The organism is Streptomyces sp. ME02-8801-2C (genome assembly GCF_033793965.1).
Taxonomy (GTDB): Bacteria; Actinomycetota; Actinomycetes; order Streptomycetales; family Streptomycetaceae; genus Streptomyces.
The window spans coordinates 937,522-954,377 of sequence record NZ_JARAXP010000001.1 but is presented as its reverse complement, the minus strand read 5'-3'; the positions used below and the strand labels follow the sequence as shown (position 1 = coordinate 954,377).

The window sequence follows — 16,856 nt, the reverse complement described above, 5'->3', positions numbered from 1 at the left end:
AGCTGAGGGGTGGCAGCGGCGATCGTGTCAGCAACCGGTTGTTGAGATCACTGGGTCTTCCCGACGAGTTGGGGCGGGCTTAATGTAGGAACCGGTTGCTAAGCGGTCAATGTTTCCGTCGTGTGAGCGGTGCTTTTCGAAATTTTCGATGGTCCGCGGGCGGGCCGGAGAGGCGGTTGGAAGATGGTCCGCACCGGAGGCAGGGCCGCCCCCACGGGTCCCACACTGGCGGTCGTCGCCCGGGAGGCCGGGGTCTCCGTACCGACCGCCTCGAAGGTCGTCAACGGCCGCGAGGACGTGGCTCCGGAGACACGGCGGCGGGTCACCGAGGCGCTGGACCGACTCGGTTATGTCCGCAGGCCCCGCTTCGACGCGTCGAAGGCGCCCGGCCTCATCGATCTCGTCGTCCATTCGCTGGACAGTTCCTGGTCGGGCGCGGTGCTGCACGGTGTGGAGGAGGCGGCGCACGACGCGGGCCTCGAGATGGTCGTGTCGGCGGGCCTGACCCGGACCCGGGGCGGGCGCCCGGAACGCGGCTGGCTGGACAAGCTCACGACCCGAGGCTCGTCCGGCGTGCTGTTCAACCTCGCCGAGCTGACCGCGTCCCAGTACGCCTGGCTCGACCAGCATCACATCCCGTTCGTGATGATCGACCCGGTGCTGGAACCGCCGCCCGGGGTGGTGTCCGTGGGCGCGGCCAACTGGCAGGGCGGAGTGACGGCGACCGAGCATCTGGTGGCCCTCGGCCATGAACGCGTCGCGGTCGTCGCCGGGTACCGGCGCAAGATGTGCAGCAGCGCCCGGGTCGCCGGTTACCGCTCGGCGCTCGTCGCCGCCGGGGTGCGCCAGCGCCCCGAGTACGTCTGCTACGGCGGCTTCGACGAGACGCTCGCGCACCGGCGCATGCTGGAACTCCTCGATCTGCCCGAGCCGCCGACCGCGGTGTTCGTCTGCTCGGACCGGATGGCGCTCGGCGTCTACCAGGCCCTGGCGGAAAGGGGTTTGAGGGTGCCGGACGACATCAGCGTGGTCGGTTTCGACGACCTCCCCGAGTCCCGCTGGACCACGCCGGCCCTCACCACGGTCCGCCAGCCCCTGTCGGAGATGGCGTCGACGGCACTGCGGCTGCTGGTACGGATGATGGCGGGCGACCGCCCGGAGAGCACGCGCACGGAGCTGTCGACCCGGCTGGTGGAACGCGCGAGCACGGCCCCTGTCCCGGCGGGCTCCTCCGGCACGTCGCCGCACGTCGGTTAGACGGTCCCGCCGCTGGACAGCTCCTCCGGTGGGCAGCCCTTCCAGTGGGCGACTCCTCTGCTAGACAGGTGCGATGACAGGTACCTCGGCAGGACAGACAGGGCTCGTCGTGCGGATTCCGGAGGCGGAGCCCGCGGTTGGGCAGTGGCGTGAGCGGCTCGATCCGGTGGCGCGCGAGGGTGTTCCGGCGCATGTGACCGTGCTGTTCCCCTTTCTCCCGGCGAGCGCGATCGACGAGGGCGTCCTCACCGCCCTGGGGGAGGTGTTCGGGCGCCACCGGTCCTTCCAGGTCGGTTTCGAGCGGTGCGGGCGGTTTCCGGGGCTGCTGTATCTCGCTCCGGAGCCGGACACACCGTTCCGTCGGCTCACCGAGGCGATCGTGGAACGCTGGCCGGACACCCCTCCGTACGGCGGGAAGTACGGCGATGCCGTCCCGCATCTCACTGTCGCGCAGCGGCTGGACGACGCCGCCCTGCTGGAGAAGGCGGCGGCGGACCTCACCAGCCTTCTCCCCTTCACGGCCCAGGTGTCTTCAGTCGATCTCGTGGCACACGACGGCACCCGGTGGCAGCACCGGAGGTCGTTCCCGCTGGCCCCCTGAACCAGGACGAGGAGACGTCCGATTCGTTCAAGACCGGCGCGGGTGGCTACGCCTAACGTGGCCGTATGACTCCACAACCTCCCACACCTCCTACGTCTCTTCCCACGCCCAGGTTCGACGCCATCGGCATTGTCGTGTCCGACCTCGCCGCCTCTGTGGCCTTCTACCGCAGGCTGGGGCTCGACTTCCCCGCGGGAGCCGAGGAGCAGCCGCATGTCGAGGCCGAACTCCCGGGTGGGCTACGGCTGTTGCTCGACACCGAGGAAACGGTCCGTTCCTTCCACCCCGGGTGGCGGCCGCCGAGCGGGGGCGGGCGGATCGGGCTGGCCATGCTGTGCGGGTCGCCCGCCGAAGTCGACGCCCTGTACGAGGAGTTGACGGGCGCCGGCCATCGGAGCGAGCTGAAGCCCTGGGACGCCGTCTGGGGGCAGCGGTACGCGTGTGTGCTGGACCCGGACGGCAACGGGGTCGACCTGTTCGCCCCGCTGGCCGCCGCCGCTCCGGCCGCCGAGTAGCTGCCCCAGCGGCATCCCCGCCAACTCCCGTACGTCTCGGGCGAAGTGGGCCTGGTCGGCGTACCCGGTACGGGTGGCCGTCTCCGCGAAGGGCACTCCGGCGCGGGCCATGACCAGCGCGCGCTGGAGGCGCAGCACGCGGGCCAGGGTCTTGGGGCCGTAGCCGAAGGCGGTCAGGGAGCGGCGGTGCAACTGGCGGGCACTGAGCCCCAGTTCGTCGGCGGTACGCCCGACCGGGCGGCCCGCTTCCAGGGCGGCGACGAGGCCGCCCAGCAGCGGATCGGGGTCGGGGGCGTGGGCCGCCCGTTCCAGCGCCACCTCCTCGAGCGCCGTCACCGGGTCCGGCGCCGCATCGACCCGCGCGCTCAGCCGCCGCACCTCGGCGGCTCCCCAGAGGTCGGCCAACTCGACGCGCCGGTTGCGCAGTTCGTGCGCGGGTACGCCCAACAGGGCGGGCGCCGTGCCCGGGAAGAAGCGGACGCCCGCCCAGCGCGCGGGGGCACCGTCGGGAACGTACGCGCGGGTGTCGGGCCCCGCGACCAGCAACCGGCCCTCGCGCCACAGCAGGTCCATACACCCGTCGGGCAGCACGGGCCGGACGCCGGACCCGCCCGTGGTGTTCGTCCACACCACCGCGCCCGGCACCCGGGAGGACCGCTCCTCGTACACGTAGGAAAGGCTATGCCTTGGGCGCGGGATGCTCCTGCGGGGCCCAGGAGACGCGGACGCGCTGCGGTGGACGACCTGGCGGGGCGATCACATCGGCGACGTGGCAATTTTCGGGCAGGACAGCCGCCCCTGGCAGATCAGCCCGCCCGAGGCCCCGCTCCGGCCCTCCCGACGGTCCGGCAGCCACATCACCGAGCCCCGCAGAGCCACCCGGGGCGACGCCCCACTCGCCCAGGACACTGCCCCTCACCAACACCCGAGCCCGAGTCTCCGGCTCGACCAGGAGACCGACGGCGGGTCACCCCCGACACCCGACACGGTCCGCAGACGGGCCAGGCCACCCGGGAGCGCTGAATCTGTCCCGGAGTCCCCTGCGCACCGAAACCCTCCGCCGCCGAACCCGCACCGGGGGCGGCACCCCGTCCGCTCAGGTGCCACTCGCCCAGGCCAGGTCGTCCAGGACCGTTGCACCTCTCCCGGAGCCCCCGGCGGTCAGACACTCGCGCACCGAGGCCCTCCAAACCGCCCAACCCACCCGAGGGCGACACCCCACCCGCTCAGGAGCCACTCGGCCAGGACTTCGCCCCTCACCGACAACCGAACCCGAGACCCTGCCCTGCGCCAACGCGTGGCGGGCGTCGGAGGAGGTGCACGGGAGACAGAAGTGCGGGCCCGTTCACTTCTCGGACGGTGGGTCCTCCCCCGGCTTCGGTGTGCTCTTCGCGTGTGTGCGCAGGCGGGATGTCACGTCCTCCGGGGGGAGGAAGCGCGACCAGCGTTCCGGGAATTCCGAGGGCATGTCGCAGTCGTCGGGGTCGTCGTCTGCTTCCTGGGAGTGGAGGGCGGTCATCCGGGCGACGTACTCGGCGGCCTCCTCCTCGCGGATGCGTTCGTTGGCGGCGCGCGCTGCGGCGGTGGCGGCGGCCGGCCAGACGCGGTCGATCGCGGCGTTGACGGCGGCTCCGACGAGCACCGCGAACGCGGACATCCCGACCCACAGGAGGACGGCGACGGCCGCCGCGAGCGATCCGTAGATCGTGGCGCCCTCGATCGTCTTGGTCAGGTAGATGCGCAGCAGGAAGCTGCCGAGCACCCACATCCCGAGGGCCACCAGCGCGCCCGGGACGTCCTCGATCCACGGGGAGCGCACCGGGACCGACACATGGAACAGCGTCGTCAGGAAGGCGATGGACAGCAGGATGACGACGGGCCAGTACAGCACCTGTACGAGCGTCTCCGACCACGGCAGGACGTCGAGCACCGCATCCGGCCCCGCCACCATCAGCGGCAGCGCGACCGAGCCGATCAGCAGCGCCACGACGAACAGCACGAAGGCCACCAGCCGGGTCTTGACGATGCCCCGCACGCCGTCGAGGCCGTACATCACGGTGATGGTGTCGATGAAGACGTTCACCGCGCGCGAGCCGGACCAGAGGGCGAACAGGAACCCTATGGAGATGACGTCGGGCCGGCCGCCCTTCATCACGTCGTCGAGGATCGGCCGGGCGATCTCGGTGACGCCCTTGTCGGACAGGACCGTGCGGGACGCCTCCAGCAGGTTGGTCTCCAGGCTGGTGATCGTGTCGGTGCCGGTCCAGTCGTCGACGTAGCCGAGCAGCCCGATCAGGCTCAGCAGCAGCGGTGGCACGGAGAGCAGCGTGAAGAAGGCCGCCTCGGCCGCCAGACCCAGGATCCGGTACTCGATGCACGAGTTGACGGTGTCCTTGAGCAACAGCCACGCGGTCCTGCGCTTGGAGACGTTCCGGTAGAGAACGCGCGCGCGGTGGAGTCGGCCGCTGGGGCTCCCGGGAAGTTCACTTGCTGCCTGCACGCCCTAACGGTATCGGGCGGGCGCCATCCCTCTCACCCTCCGGTACCCCGCTCACGGCGCCACGCTCCTTCGCCGCTCCCTCCCCTTCGCTCCCGTGACACCGCAGAAAGCGAGGAGAAACCCAGCGGAAACCCGACGGAACGATTCAGCAGAAAATCGAATACGATTTCTGTCATGCCCTCGGCGGCCATATTCCGGCGCCTTCAAACGGAATACCGCCCGGCAATTACACCCGGCTTACGGAAAGCTCCCTGGTGGGGCAGGTGAACAGGCAGTCGCCAACCGTACGAAAAGTCGTGACTCTGTAACAGGAAAGCGACATTACGCCAGGCCACCTTGACCCCCTCATAACCGGGTCGAAACAATTCGGATTGCATTCTCCGGGGGCACACCCACCCATGGAAGTGCGAAGTACCACGACACGGGGGCAGCCGGGCTCCGAACAAGCCCGCTCGAGCCGCGTCGCCCTTGATCCGCACGGAAAACGCGCGGATCGACATCGTCATCGAAACCGTGCCGCACGCCGCGCTCATCGACAACTTCCGCTCATACGCCGCACACGTATTCCATCCTCGTACGCCGCTTTCCGTACTCATTCCTCATAGCGCGTCACCTGTCACTCCCGTTCACATCCGCACCACGGGCACACAGCGGACGCGAAATCCATCATGCCAATTTACGGAGTACCCCCATGCCTTTAGCCGCACCGCGCATCGCCGGTGTAGACGTGGCCCGTGGCCTCGCACTGCTCGGTATGTTCTCCGTGCACGTCTTCGGAGACTTCGAGCCGGACGGTTCCCCGACGGTGGCCTGGCAGTTGGCGGGCGGCCGGTCCTCGGCGACCTTCGCACTGGTGGCCGGAGTCGGCCTGGCCCTCACCACCGGCGGCCGTACGCCCCGCATCGACCGGGGCTCGCTCGCCTCGGTCACCGCACGGGCGCTGTCCGTCGGCCTCATCGGGCTGCTGCTGGGCTACGCCGCCAACGCGGGCGGGCTCAGCGTCGATGTCATCCTCGCCTTCTACGCCCTGCTGTTCCTGCTCGCACTGCCCCTGCTGGCCCTGCGGGCACGGACCTTGGCCTGCCTCGCGCTCGCCCTGGGCGTGGTCTCGCCGTTTCTCGTCCACCTTCTCCGGGGCGCGCTGCCCGAACCCGCCTTCGACGGTGATCCGACACTCCAGGACGTCGTCACCGACCCGGCCGGCCTCCTCGGCGACCTTCTCGTCCACGGCGACTATCCCGTCCTGGCGTGGACGGCGTACCTCTGCGCCGGCCTCGCGATCGGACGCCTCGACCTCTTCGACCGGCGCACCGCGACCCGGCTGCTGACCGCCGGGCTCGCGCTCGCCGCCACCGCCTGGCTGGTCTGCTCGTTCTGGCTCCTGCGCCGGGGCGGTCTGGAGCGACTGCGGCAGAGCGAGTTCCCGGACGCGACCGGGCCGCACGCCCGCGACCAGGTCCGGTGGGACATCCCGGACGGCACGACCTGGTGGTCGATGCTCTCCCGCGCCCCGCACTCCACCTCGCCGTTCGACATGCTGCACACGCTCGGCGCGGCCACGGCGCTGCTCGCGGCGGTCCTGCTGCTGACCCGGATCACGGTGGTGCGGCGCGCGCTGATGCCGCTGGCGGCCGCCGGAAGCATGCCGCTGACCCTGTACACCGCCCATGTCCTGTTCCTCGCCACAGGAGCGCTGAACGGCTCCACCGGCCTCCAGTACGCCGTACTGGTCACGGGCTCGCTGCTGTTCGCGGTCGTATGGCGGCTCACCAGGGGCCGGGGACCCCTGGAAGCCCTGGTCGCGGAGGCGGCGCGGCGCGCCCGGAAGTGGGAACGGAGGCGGCGGGCGCAGGGAAGCACGCCCGCCCTGCCGGGCCGGCGATCCGACCACGCCGACCGGCTCGAACAGCCCGAACCAACCGGCCGAACCAACCGAACCGAAAGCCAGGACCAGCACCGCTAGGGAGCTCATCGTGGGGGGAACAGTGGGGAAACATGTGGGGGGAACACCGGTCGAGCAGATCCTCACCGAGGTGCTCGCCGGTGTCCTGAAGACCGACCGGGTACCGCCCGACAGCCACTTCTTCGACGACCTCGGTGCCAACTCCCTGGTCATGGCCCACTTCTGCGCCCGGGTCAGGAAGCGGGACGATCTGCCGTCGGTGTCCATGAAGGACGTGTACGGCAGTCCGACGATCCGGAGTCTGGCGGCGGCGCTCGGTGACACCCCGGCCGAGGCGCCGCTCGCGCCACCGGCGAAGGCCCCGCCGCCCGGCAGTACCTCGCGGTATGTGCTGTGCGGGGCCGCCCAGGCGCTGCTCTTCGCCGGGTACTGCTTCCTGGCCGGGCTCGTCACCGTCCAGGGCTACCAGTGGATCAACGCCGGGTCGGGGATCGCCGACATCTATCTGCGGTCGGTCGTGTTCGGCGGCGCCGCCTTCGCCGGGATGTGTGTGCTGCCGGTGATCGTCAAATGGGTGCTGGTCGGCCGGTGGAAGGCGACCGACTTCCCCGTCTGGGGCCTCGCCTATCTGCGCTTCTGGACGGTCAGGTCGCTGCTGAACGCCAACCCGATGCGCCTGTTCACCGGGAACCCCCTCTACGTGCTGTATCTGCGGGCGCTCGGCGCGCGGATCGGCAGGGGCGTCACCATCCTCTCGCCCGCTCTCCCGGTCTGCACCGACCTGCTGACGGTCGGCGCGGGCACGGTCATCCGCAAGGACTCCTACTTCCTCTGCTACCGGGCCGTCGCCGGCCGCGTCCAGACCGGCCCGGTCACCCTCGGCAGGGACGTGTACGTCGGCGAGAAGACCGTCCTCGACATCGGCACCTCGATGGGAGACGGATCCCAGCTCGGCCATTCCTCCACGCTGTTCGAGGGCCAGACGGTACCTGCGGGCCTCCGCCGGCACGGCTCGCCCGCCGAGCCCACCGACGTGGACTACGTACGGCTCCCCGAGGCCCCCTGCTCGGCCACCCGGCGGGCCGTCTACGGTCTCGCGAGTCTGCTGCAACTCCTGCTGGTGTACGTGCCGTTGGCGGTGGGCGGCGGGTATCTGCTGCTCGACCTGGCACCCCGGCTCGAGGCGCTGTTCGACCCGGACGTGGCCGACATGACCTCGGTGCGCTTCTACGCCGAGGCGCTGGGTCTGTCCCTCGCGCTCTTCGTCGCCACGATCGTCGTCGGAGCCATGACGGTGACCCTGGTCCCCCGGCTACTGAACCCGGTGATCAGGCCGGACCGGGTCTACCCGCTGTACGGCCCGCACTACGGGGCGCACCGGGCCGTCACCCGGCTGACCAACCTCAAGTTCTTCAAGTGGCTGTGCGGCGACAGCTCGTACATCGTCCACTACCTGCGGGCCATCGGCTACGACCTCTCGCACGTCGAGCAGACCGGCTCCAACTTCGGTACGGAGGTGCGCCACGAGAACCCGTACCTGGTCTCCGTCGGCAGCGGCACGATGGTCGCCGACGGGCTGTCGGTCCTCAACGCCGACTACTCCGCGACCTCCTTCCGCCTCTCGCGGGCGTCGATCGGGGCGCACAGCTTCCTCGGCAACCACATCGCCTACCCCGCCGGTGGCCGCACCGGCGAGAACGTCCTCCTCGCGACGAAGGTGATGGTGCCGCTCGACGGGGAAGTCCGGGAAAACGTCGGGCTGTTGGGCTCGCCGTCCTTCGAGATCCCGAGGTCGGTGGAGCGGGACAGCAGCTTCGACCAGCTGCGTGAGGGCGACGAGTTCCGCCGCCGTCTCGCCGCGAAGAACCGCTACAACCTGCGCTCGATGGGCCTGTTCCTGTTCGTGCGCTGGCTGCACTCGTTCCTCCTGACGGTGCTCGGCTTCGCCGCCTTCGCCGTGCACGGCACCCACGGCGTCGCCGCCGGGGCGCTGGTCGGCGCCTCCCTGATGCTCGGGCTTGTGCTCACCGCCGGGTACTACGTGCTGGTCGAGCGGCTCATCACCCGGTTCAGGCGCCTGGTACCACGGTTGGTGTCCATCTACGACCCGCACTTCTGGTGGCAGGAACGGCTGTGGAAGGTGCCGGCCGACTTTCTCGTCGTGTTCAACGGGACGCCGTTCAAGGGCCTGCTGTGGCGGCTGATGGGCGTGCGGATCGGGCGCCGGGTGTTCGACGACGGCGCCGCCATCACCGAGCGCACCCTCACCACGATCGGCGACGACTGCACGCTCGGCGCCCACAGCAAGATCCAGGCCCATTCGCAGGAGGACGGCACCTACAAGTCCGACCACATCGTCCTCGGCCGGGGCGTCACGCTCGGCGTCGGCGCGCTCGTCCACTACGGCGTTTCCATGGGCGACGGGTCCCAACTCGCCCCGGACTCCTTCCTGATGAAGGGCGAGTACGTGCCGTGCCTGACCCGCTGGGGCGGCAACCCGGCCGTGGCCCTGCGCGGCGACCAGATCCCGCCGGCCGAACAGACCAGCCTGCTCACCCACTCCGCGCGCTCCGCGCACACCGCACAGATATCGACGGGGGCAGTTCGATGAACACCATTCCACGCTGGACACCCGGCCCGGTCCCGGACGAGGACCCGCACCACCGCCGCCACGCGGTGTACGCCGAGTACGAAGTTCCCATCGACGACAGCCTGTTGCGCTCGGACTCGTTCGAGGCGGCACTGCTCGCCGCGCACGCCAAGGTCCTGGCCGCGCTCTCCGGTGAGCGGGAGGTCGTCACCGGGTACGTGGCGGTGAAGGGCGAGCGGCCCGTCCCCCGTCGGATGCTGGTCGGCCCCAGTTCCTGGCGGGAGCTGCTGGCCCTGACGGACCTCGCCGCCGAGACGGGCGACGCTGACGAGCCTGCGTACGAGACCGTGCTCGACCCGCACGGCGGTGAACCGGTCGATGACAGTGCCGTGTTGCACGTGAGCGTCGGCGAGCGCACCCTGCGACTGCGCCACCGCACCGATGTCCTCGACGCCGGAGCGGCTGCCCGCATCGCCGGCTACCACCTCACCGCCCTCTCCCTGCTGACCGCCGACCCGGACGCCGACCACGAGCGGCAGAGCCTGCTCTCCGGTGATGAACTCGCCTTCCAGTTGGACGGATTGGCGGGCCCCACCCGTGAACTCCCGGACCGCCGGGTGCACGAGCTGTTCGAGGAGCGGGTACGGCGGCACCCGGACGCGGTCGCGGCCGTGCAGGGCCCGACCGAGTGGACCTACCGGGAGCTCAACTCCCGTGCCAACCAGCTCGGTCGGGCGCTGCTGGCCCGGGGTCTGGCCCGGGAGGGAGTCGTCGCCGTGGTCACCGAGCGCAACCTCGACTGGATGGCCGCCGTGCTCGGGGTGCTCAAGGCGGGCGGTGTCTATCTGCCGGTCGAGCCGCACTTCCCGGCCGAGCGCATCGCCGCCACCCTCACCCGCGCCGAGTGCGCGTTCGTCGTCACCGAACACGGCAGCACCACCACGCTCGACGGGACGGGCACGGACGTACCGAGGCTGTACGTCGACGAGATCGGCGCGGAGGGGCACGCGGACGGCGACCTCGGGGTGGACGTCGGCGCGGACCAACTGGCCTACATCTACTTCACGTCCGGGTCGACGGGTGAGCCCAAGGGCGCGATGTGCGAGCACGCGGGGTTCGTCAACCACGTCCTCGCCAAGCTGGAGGACCTGGGGATCGGCGAGGGGCAGGTGGTCGCGCAGACCGCTCCCCAGTGCTTCGACATCTCGCTGTGGCAACTGGTGTCGGCGCTGCTCGTCGGCGGCCGGACGCTGCTGGTCGTGCAGGACGTGATCCTGGACGTGCCCCGGTTCGTGGACACGGTCGTGGACGGCGGGGTCAATGTCCTCCAGATCGTGCCGTCGTATCTCGAGGCCGTACTGGCCGAGTTGGAGGCAAGGCCGCGCCAACTACCCGACCTGCACTGTGTGTCGGTCACCGGGGAGGCGGTGAAGCGGGAGCTGGTGCAGCGCTGGTTCACCGCCCAGCCGGAGATCCGCGTCGCCAACGCCTATGGGCTGACGGAGACTTCGGACGACACCAACCACGAAGTGATGGACCGGGTCCCGGACGGACCCCGCGTCCCGCTCGGCCGGCCCGTGCGCAACGTCCGCGTGTACGTCGTCGACGAGCACCTCGCGCCCGTGCCGCTCGGAGCGCCCGGCGAGATCGTGTTCTCCGGGGTGTGCGTCGGACGCGGGTACGTCAACGACCCGGAACGCACGGCGGCGGCCTTCACCCTGGACCCCTACCGGCCCGGCGAGCGGCTCTACCGCAGCGGCGACCACGGGCGCTGGCTGCCCGACGGCAGGCTGGAGTTCCTGGGCCGCCGGGACACCCAGGTGAAGCTGCGGGGCTTCCGGATCGAGATCGGCGAGATCGAGAACGCGCTGCTGCGGGTGCCCGGGGTCCGGGACGGCGCCGTGGTGGTCGTCCGGGGCGCGCGGCTCGCGGCGTTCTGCACCGGGGCCGAACCCGTCGACGTACAGGCGCGGTTGGCGGAGTCGCTGCCCGCCTACATGGTTCCGGCGGCCGTGCACTGGCGGGAGTCGCTGCCGCTGACCGCCAACGGCAAGACCGACCGCAGGACGCTCACCGCGCTCGCCGAGGAACTCGACACCGCCGAGGAGCGCGCCGGAGCAGGCGTACAGGAACCGAAAACGGCCGGTGAGCGGCGGCTGGCCCTCGCCTGGGCCGAGGTTCTCGGTGTCCCCGCGGACCGGGTCGGCCGTCTGGACCACTTCTTCGACCGCGGCGGCACCTCGCTGTCGGCGGTCCGGCTCGCGATCGCCCTCGACCGGGCGATCACCCACAAGGACGTCATCCGCCTCCCGGTCCTCGCGGACCTGGCCGAGCTGCTCGACACCCCGGCCGCCACAGCCTGACGACCGCTGTGCGCGCCGCACCGAAAGGAACGAACGACACCATGACACTCTCATCCGCTTCGTCGACATCAACTCACGTGCCTCAGACGGCACTTCCGGACATCGAGCTGCTTCCCGGCCGGCCACCGACCCTGTGCGCACCGCCCGTCGCCGACCCGGTCGAGTGGGCGGGCGCCCACCGGGACACGCTGCGGGCGGCCGTCGCCGAACACGGCTCGCTGCTGGTGCGCGGCCTCGGCCTGCACGAACCGTCCCTGACCGGCGCCGTTCTGCGCCGGCTGGCCGACGGCCTGATGAAGGACCAGGAGGCCTTCGCACCCCGGCGGCGGTACGCCGACGGCGTGTACTCCTCCTCGAAGTGGCCGCCGAACCAGCCGATGTGCATGCACCACGAGCTGAGCTACGCGCTGGAGTTCCCCGGCCTGCTGATGTTCGCCTGCCTCGAGGCGCCCGCCGAGGGCGGCGCCACCGGGGTCGCCGACTCGGCGGCCGTGCTCGACGCGCTGCCCGCCGACCTCGTCCAACGCTTCGAGAAGGAGGGCTGGTTGCTCACCCGTACGTTCAGCGACGAGATCGGCGCGACGGTCGCCGAGGCCTTCGGCACCTCCGACCGGGCCTCCGTCGAACGCTACTGCCGCGCCCACGCCATCGAGTTCGCCTGGGAGCCGGACGGCTCCCTGCGCACCCGCCAGCGCCGCGGAGCCGTCCTGCGGCACCCGGTCACCGGCCGCCGCTGCTGGTTCAACCAGATCGCGTTCCTCAACGAGTGGACGATGGACCCGGAGGTCCACGAGTACCTGGTCGACGTGTACGGCGCCGACGGCCTCCCCTTCAACACCCGCTACGGCAACGGCGATCCGATCGGTCTGGACGTCGTCCAGCTGCTCAACGACGTGTACGCGGCGCACACCGTGCGTGAGCCCTGGCGCGGCGGCGATCTGCTGCTCGTCGACAACATCCGTACGGCACACAGCCGGGAACCCTTCGAGGGGCCGCGCGAGGTCCTCGCCGCCCTGGCCGACCCGGTCCGCCGCACCGACTCCGCCGACTCCACCGACATCGCCGGCTCCGCCGGTACCTTCGAAGGGACGTCCTCATGACCACGAACCCCGTCACGGTCCCGCCGTTCTCGGTCATCTCCGGTGAGCAGGTGCAACAGGCCCTCCACGGAAGGGAGTCGGACGTCGTCGACCTGGTCGAGACGGTGTACCGGCTGCACGGGGCCGGGGACTCGGTGAACCCGCCCTCGTACTTCCTGCGGTTCCCCGACCGGCCCTCGTCGCGGATCATCGCGCTGCCCGCGTCGATCGGCGGGGCCGTGCACGTGGACGGGCTGAAGTGGGTCTCCAGTTTCCCGGAGAACGTGGCGGCCGGGATTCCCCGGGCGTCGGCGGTACTGATCCTCAACGACCACGACACGGGCTACCCGTTCGCCTGTCTGGAGAGCTCCATCATCAGCGCCTCCCGCACGGCGGCCTCGGCCGCGCTGGCCGCCGACCGGCTGAGCCGGGGGCGCCCCCGGCCGACCCGGGTCGGGTTCGTCGGTACCGGGCTCATCGCTCGCTACATCCACACCTATCTGGCCTCCACCGGCTGGGAGTTCGACGAGACGGGCGTGTTCGACCTGTCGGCCGACAGCGCGGCCGGCTTCCGGGGCTATCTGGAACGGTCGGACGGCGTCGGCAAGGTCGTCGTGCACGACAGCGCCGAGCAACTGGTCAGGTCCGGCGACCTGTTGGTGTTCGCCACCGTCGCCGCGAAACCGCACATCGACGACGTGTCGTGGTTCGACCACCATCCGCTCGTCCTGCACGTCTCGTTGCGCGACCTCGCGCCCGAGATCCTGCTGGCCTCGGCCAACTACGTCGACGACGTCGAGCACTGTCTGAAGGCCGACACCTCGCCGCACCTGGCCGAACAGCTCACCGGGGGACGGGAGTTCATCGACGGCACGCTGGACGACGTACTCACCGAACGGACGAAGGTCCCGGTGGACCGGCCCGTGGTGTTCTCGCCCTTCGGCCTCGGAGTGCTCGACCTCGCCGTCGGCAGGTTCGTCCACGACGAGGTGGCCCGCCGCGGCGAACTGCGTGTCGTCGACGGCTTCTTCCACGAACTGCGCAGGCACGGCTGACTCGTTCAGGGGGGTCGGTCGCAGCGCCCGGTCACCGGGTGCCGTGCCACAGATCAGGCGCGCCGAGGACAGGCGCGCCACACTCAGGGGGACAACATGCCAGTCATTTCCCAGCCATCGGACTACAACGAGGATGAGCTCTACGTCGACCTCCGGGCCACCGTGGGCCTCCCCCTCTTCCTGAAGTGCGAGGGCTTCAACTTCGCCGGTTCGATCAAGATGAAGGCCGCCCACGAGATGGTGACGGCCGCCGAACGGGAGGGCAGGCTGCGGCCGGGGTCCGTTCTCGTGGAGTCCTCGTCGGGCAATCTGGGCGTGGCGCTCAGTGTGCTCGCGGCGAGCCGCGGCTACCGGTTCCTGTGTGTGACGGACTCGCGCTGCAACGCGCAGGCGATCCGGCTGATGGAGGCGCTGGGCAGCCGGGTGCACGTCATCGACCAGCCCGATCTGCGCGGCGGGTTCCTGGGCGCCCGGATCGGGTACGTCCGCGCGCTGTGCGCCTCCGACGAGCGGTACGTCTGGCTCAACCAGTACGCCAACCAGGGGAATTGGCGGGCGCACTACCTCACCACGGCACCGGCGATCGCCCGCCGGTTTCCCGGCCTCGACGTTCTGTTCGTCGGCGCCGGCACCACCGGCACCCTGATGGGCTGCGCGCGCTGGTTCTGGCAGTGGAACCGGCGGGTGCGGATCGTCGCCGTGGACGCCGTCGGCTCGGTCACCTTCGGCGGACCGCCCGGCCCCCGCATGATCCCGGGGCTTGGCACGAGTGTGCGGCCGCAGCTGCTCGACGAGTCGTACATCGACGAGGTGATCCGCGTGGAGGAGACGGACGCGGTGCGTGTCTGCCGTCGGCTCGCCTCCCGGGGCTTCCTCTTCGGCGGGTCCACCGGCACGGTGATCAGCGGGGCGACCCAGTGGCTGGCCCGGCACGACGGACGGGACCTCACGGCGGTCGCGATCGCGCCGGACCTCGGCGAGCGCTACCTCGACACCGTGTACCACCCCGGCTGGCTGGAGGCCCTCCAGGGCGAGCAGGACATGGCCGCCCTGGCCTCCGACGAACTGGCGACACTCTCCAGGCCGGCCTGACGGGCGGTCCGGGCACGGGTGCTGCGCTGCGGGCGGGGTATCCGGTGAGCACGACGTACTGGGGGGTACGTTCGTCTCATGGCAGCCAGCACCCACACCGTGACCAACCAGGTGCCGCCCCTGGTCGGATATGACGTGTTCACCGCCGACAAAGCCCTGGTGGCGGCCGTCGAGCGGCATCTGGACCCCGGGCTTCTGGACGAGGCCCGGGAGGACCTCTCCGGGCTCGGGAAGTCCACCGGGTCCGCGCAGGTGCAGGAATGGGGGGCGCTCGCCAACGAGAACCCCCCGAAACTGCGGACGCACGACCGCTACGGCAACCGGATCGACGAGGTGGAGTTCCATCCCGCCTACCACCGGCTGCTCGGCAAGGGCGTCTCGGCCGGGCTGACAGCGGCCTGGTCACGACCGGGCGGGCATGTGCGGCGGGCCGCAGGGTTCGTCGTCTGGTCGCAGGCCGAGGCCGGCCACGGCTGCCCGCTGTCGATGACCCACGCGGCGGTGCCCGCGCTGCGCACCGACCCCGCGCTCGCCGCCGAGTGGGAGCCCCGGCTGACGTCCACCGTCTACGAGGAGGGGCTCCAGCCGGCGGACCAGAAGGCCGGCGTGCTCTTCGGGATGGGCATGACGGAGAAACAGGGCGGCAGCGACGTACGGGCCAACACGACCGTCGCGACGCCGCTCGCCGAGGACGGGACGTACGAGCTGACGGGCCACAAGTGGTTCTGCTCGGCGCCCATGTCGGACGGTTTCCTGGTGCTGGCGCAGGCTCCCGGCGGGGTCACCTGCTTTCTGCTGCCCCGGGTCCTGCCCGACGGCACGCGCAACGAGTTCCGTATCCAGCGGCTCAAGGACAAGCTGGGCAATCGCTCCAACGCCTCCGCCGAGGTCGAGTTCGACGGGACATGGGTGCGCCGCGTCGGGGACGAGGGGCGCGGGGTGCGCACCATCATCGAGATGGTGGCGATGACCCGGCTCGACTGCGTGCTCGGCGCCGCCGCGCTGATGCGGCAGGCGGTCGCCCAGTCCGTACACCACTGTACGTACCGCGAGGCGTTCGGCGGGAGGCTGGTCGACAAGCCGCTGATGCGCAACGTTCTGGCCGATCTGGCCCTGGAGTCGGAGGCGGCGACGACGCTCGCGCTGCGGCTGGCCGCCGCCTACGACGACGGAGGCGAGCAGGAACGGGCGTTCCTGCGGCTGTCGTTGCCGGCCGCCAAGTACTGGGTGACCAAGCGCTGCACCCCGCTGGTGGTGGAGGCGTCCGAGTGTCTGGGCGGCAACGGCTATGTCGAGGAGTCGGGCATGCCCCGGCTGTTGCGCGAGTCGCCGCTCAACTCGATCTGGGAGGGCGCCGGGAACATCCAGGCGCTGGACGTGCTGCGGGCGATGCAGCGGGAGCCCGCCGCCCTCAACGCGTTCCTCCAGGAGGTCGGCAAGGCGCGCGGAGCCGACCACCGGCTGGACGGCGCCATCAAGGACCTGCTGACCGAACTGGCCGATCTGGACGGCGTCGAGGGCCGCGCGCGGCGGCTGGTCGAGCGGATCGCGCTGGTGCTCCAGGGTTCGCTGCTGGTCCGGTTCGCGCCCCCGGAGATCGCCGACGCGTTCTGCGCCTCGCGGCTCGGCGGCGACTGGGGCAACGCGTTCGGAACTCTCCCGCACACCCTGGACCTGACGTCGGTGGTGGAACGGGCCCGGCCGGTGACCTGAGGACAGGGCCTGTCGAGGCGCGACAGCGCCCGACAGGGGCGCGGGGAACTGCGCGACAAGCCCCCACCGGGCCGGCAGCCAAAAACCGCACTACCCGCGGAGCGCTTCGCGGGGGTGGTGCTGCGCCGACACGGCACCACCCCCGCTCACTTGCCCCGCATCGATCGGGAGCATGGACACCGCGCGGC

General features: G+C 70.8%; 11 protein-coding genes and 1 pseudogene. 10 read left to right on the top strand and 2 right to left on the bottom strand.

Annotated elements, in window-relative coordinates; all coding sequences use genetic code 11:
• Positions 1-183: 183 nt before the first annotated feature.
• The 3 genes from PV396_RS04030 to PV396_RS04020 all read left to right on the top strand — a co-directional run bounded on the left by PV396_RS04030 (position 184) and on the right by PV396_RS04020 (position 2,373).
• Positions 184-1,257: a LacI family DNA-binding transcriptional regulator gene (locus PV396_RS04030; protein ID WP_319200295.1), complete on the top strand. Its 1,074-nt coding sequence runs from the start codon at positions 184-186 to the stop codon at positions 1,255-1,257.
• 73 nt (positions 1,258-1,330) lie between these two features.
• Positions 1,331-1,858, top strand: a complete 528-nt coding sequence (locus tag PV396_RS04025; RefSeq protein ID WP_319200293.1) for a 2'-5' RNA ligase family protein — start codon at positions 1,331-1,333, stop codon at positions 1,856-1,858.
• Positions 1,859-1,923: 65 nt separating this feature from the next.
• Positions 1,924-2,373 carry a VOC family protein gene (locus PV396_RS04020; RefSeq protein WP_319200291.1) on the top strand — a complete coding sequence of 150 codons (450 nt, stop codon included), beginning with the start codon at positions 1,924-1,926 and terminating at the stop codon, positions 2,371-2,373.
• On the opposite strand, the pseudogene PV396_RS04015 reads toward PV396_RS04020, so the two are convergent.
• A pseudogene (locus PV396_RS04015) lies at positions 2,359-3,042 on the bottom strand (helix-turn-helix domain-containing protein); the annotation flags it as partial. The gene PV396_RS04020 and the pseudogene PV396_RS04015 sit on opposite strands and share 15 nt — an antisense overlap.
• A 676-nt stretch (positions 3,043-3,718) precedes the next feature.
• Positions 3,719-4,873, bottom strand: coding sequence for a YihY/virulence factor BrkB family protein (locus PV396_RS04010; RefSeq protein ID WP_319200289.1), 1,155 nt, complete (start codon positions 4,871-4,873; stop codon positions 3,719-3,721).
• A gap of 691 nt (positions 4,874-5,564) precedes the next feature.
• Here PV396_RS04010 and PV396_RS04005 point away from each other — a divergent pair.
• The 7 genes from PV396_RS04005 (at position 5,565) to PV396_RS03975 (ending at position 16,668) form a co-directional block, all read left to right on the top strand.
• Positions 5,565-6,836, top strand: a complete 1,272-nt coding sequence (locus PV396_RS04005) for a heparan-alpha-glucosaminide N-acetyltransferase domain-containing protein (RefSeq protein WP_319200287.1) — start codon at positions 5,565-5,567, stop codon at positions 6,834-6,836.
• A 22-nt stretch (positions 6,837-6,858) separates the two neighbouring features.
• Complete coding sequence (locus PV396_RS04000; RefSeq protein WP_319200655.1) at positions 6,859-9,387, top strand: Pls/PosA family non-ribosomal peptide synthetase; 2,529 nt, start codon at positions 6,859-6,861, stop codon at positions 9,385-9,387.
• Positions 9,384-11,729: a non-ribosomal peptide synthetase gene (locus tag PV396_RS03995; protein WP_319200285.1), complete on the top strand. Its 2,346-nt coding sequence runs from the start codon at positions 9,384-9,386 to the stop codon at positions 11,727-11,729. The genes PV396_RS04000 and PV396_RS03995 overlap by 4 nt, the downstream gene beginning before the upstream one ends.
• 41 nt (positions 11,730-11,770) lie before the next feature.
• Complete coding sequence (locus PV396_RS03990; RefSeq protein ID WP_319200283.1) at positions 11,771-12,829, top strand: TauD/TfdA family dioxygenase; 1,059 nt, start codon at positions 11,771-11,773, stop codon at positions 12,827-12,829.
• A complete protein-coding gene (sbnB, locus tag PV396_RS03985) occupies positions 12,826-13,863 on the top strand; it encodes a 2,3-diaminopropionate biosynthesis protein SbnB (RefSeq protein WP_319200281.1) in 1,038 nt (345 codons plus the stop codon). Before PV396_RS03990 ends, sbnB begins: the two co-directional genes overlap by 4 nt.
• Positions 13,864-13,959: 96 nt before the next feature.
• Positions 13,960-14,955 carry a 2,3-diaminopropionate biosynthesis protein SbnA gene (gene sbnA / locus PV396_RS03980; protein WP_319200279.1) on the top strand — a complete coding sequence of 332 codons (996 nt, stop codon included), beginning with the start codon at positions 13,960-13,962 and terminating at the stop codon, positions 14,953-14,955.
• 78 nt (positions 14,956-15,033) lie between these two features.
• A complete protein-coding gene (locus PV396_RS03975; protein ID WP_319200277.1) occupies positions 15,034-16,668 on the top strand; it encodes an acyl-CoA dehydrogenase family protein in 1,635 nt (544 codons plus the stop codon).
• Positions 16,669-16,856 lie beyond the last annotated feature (188 nt).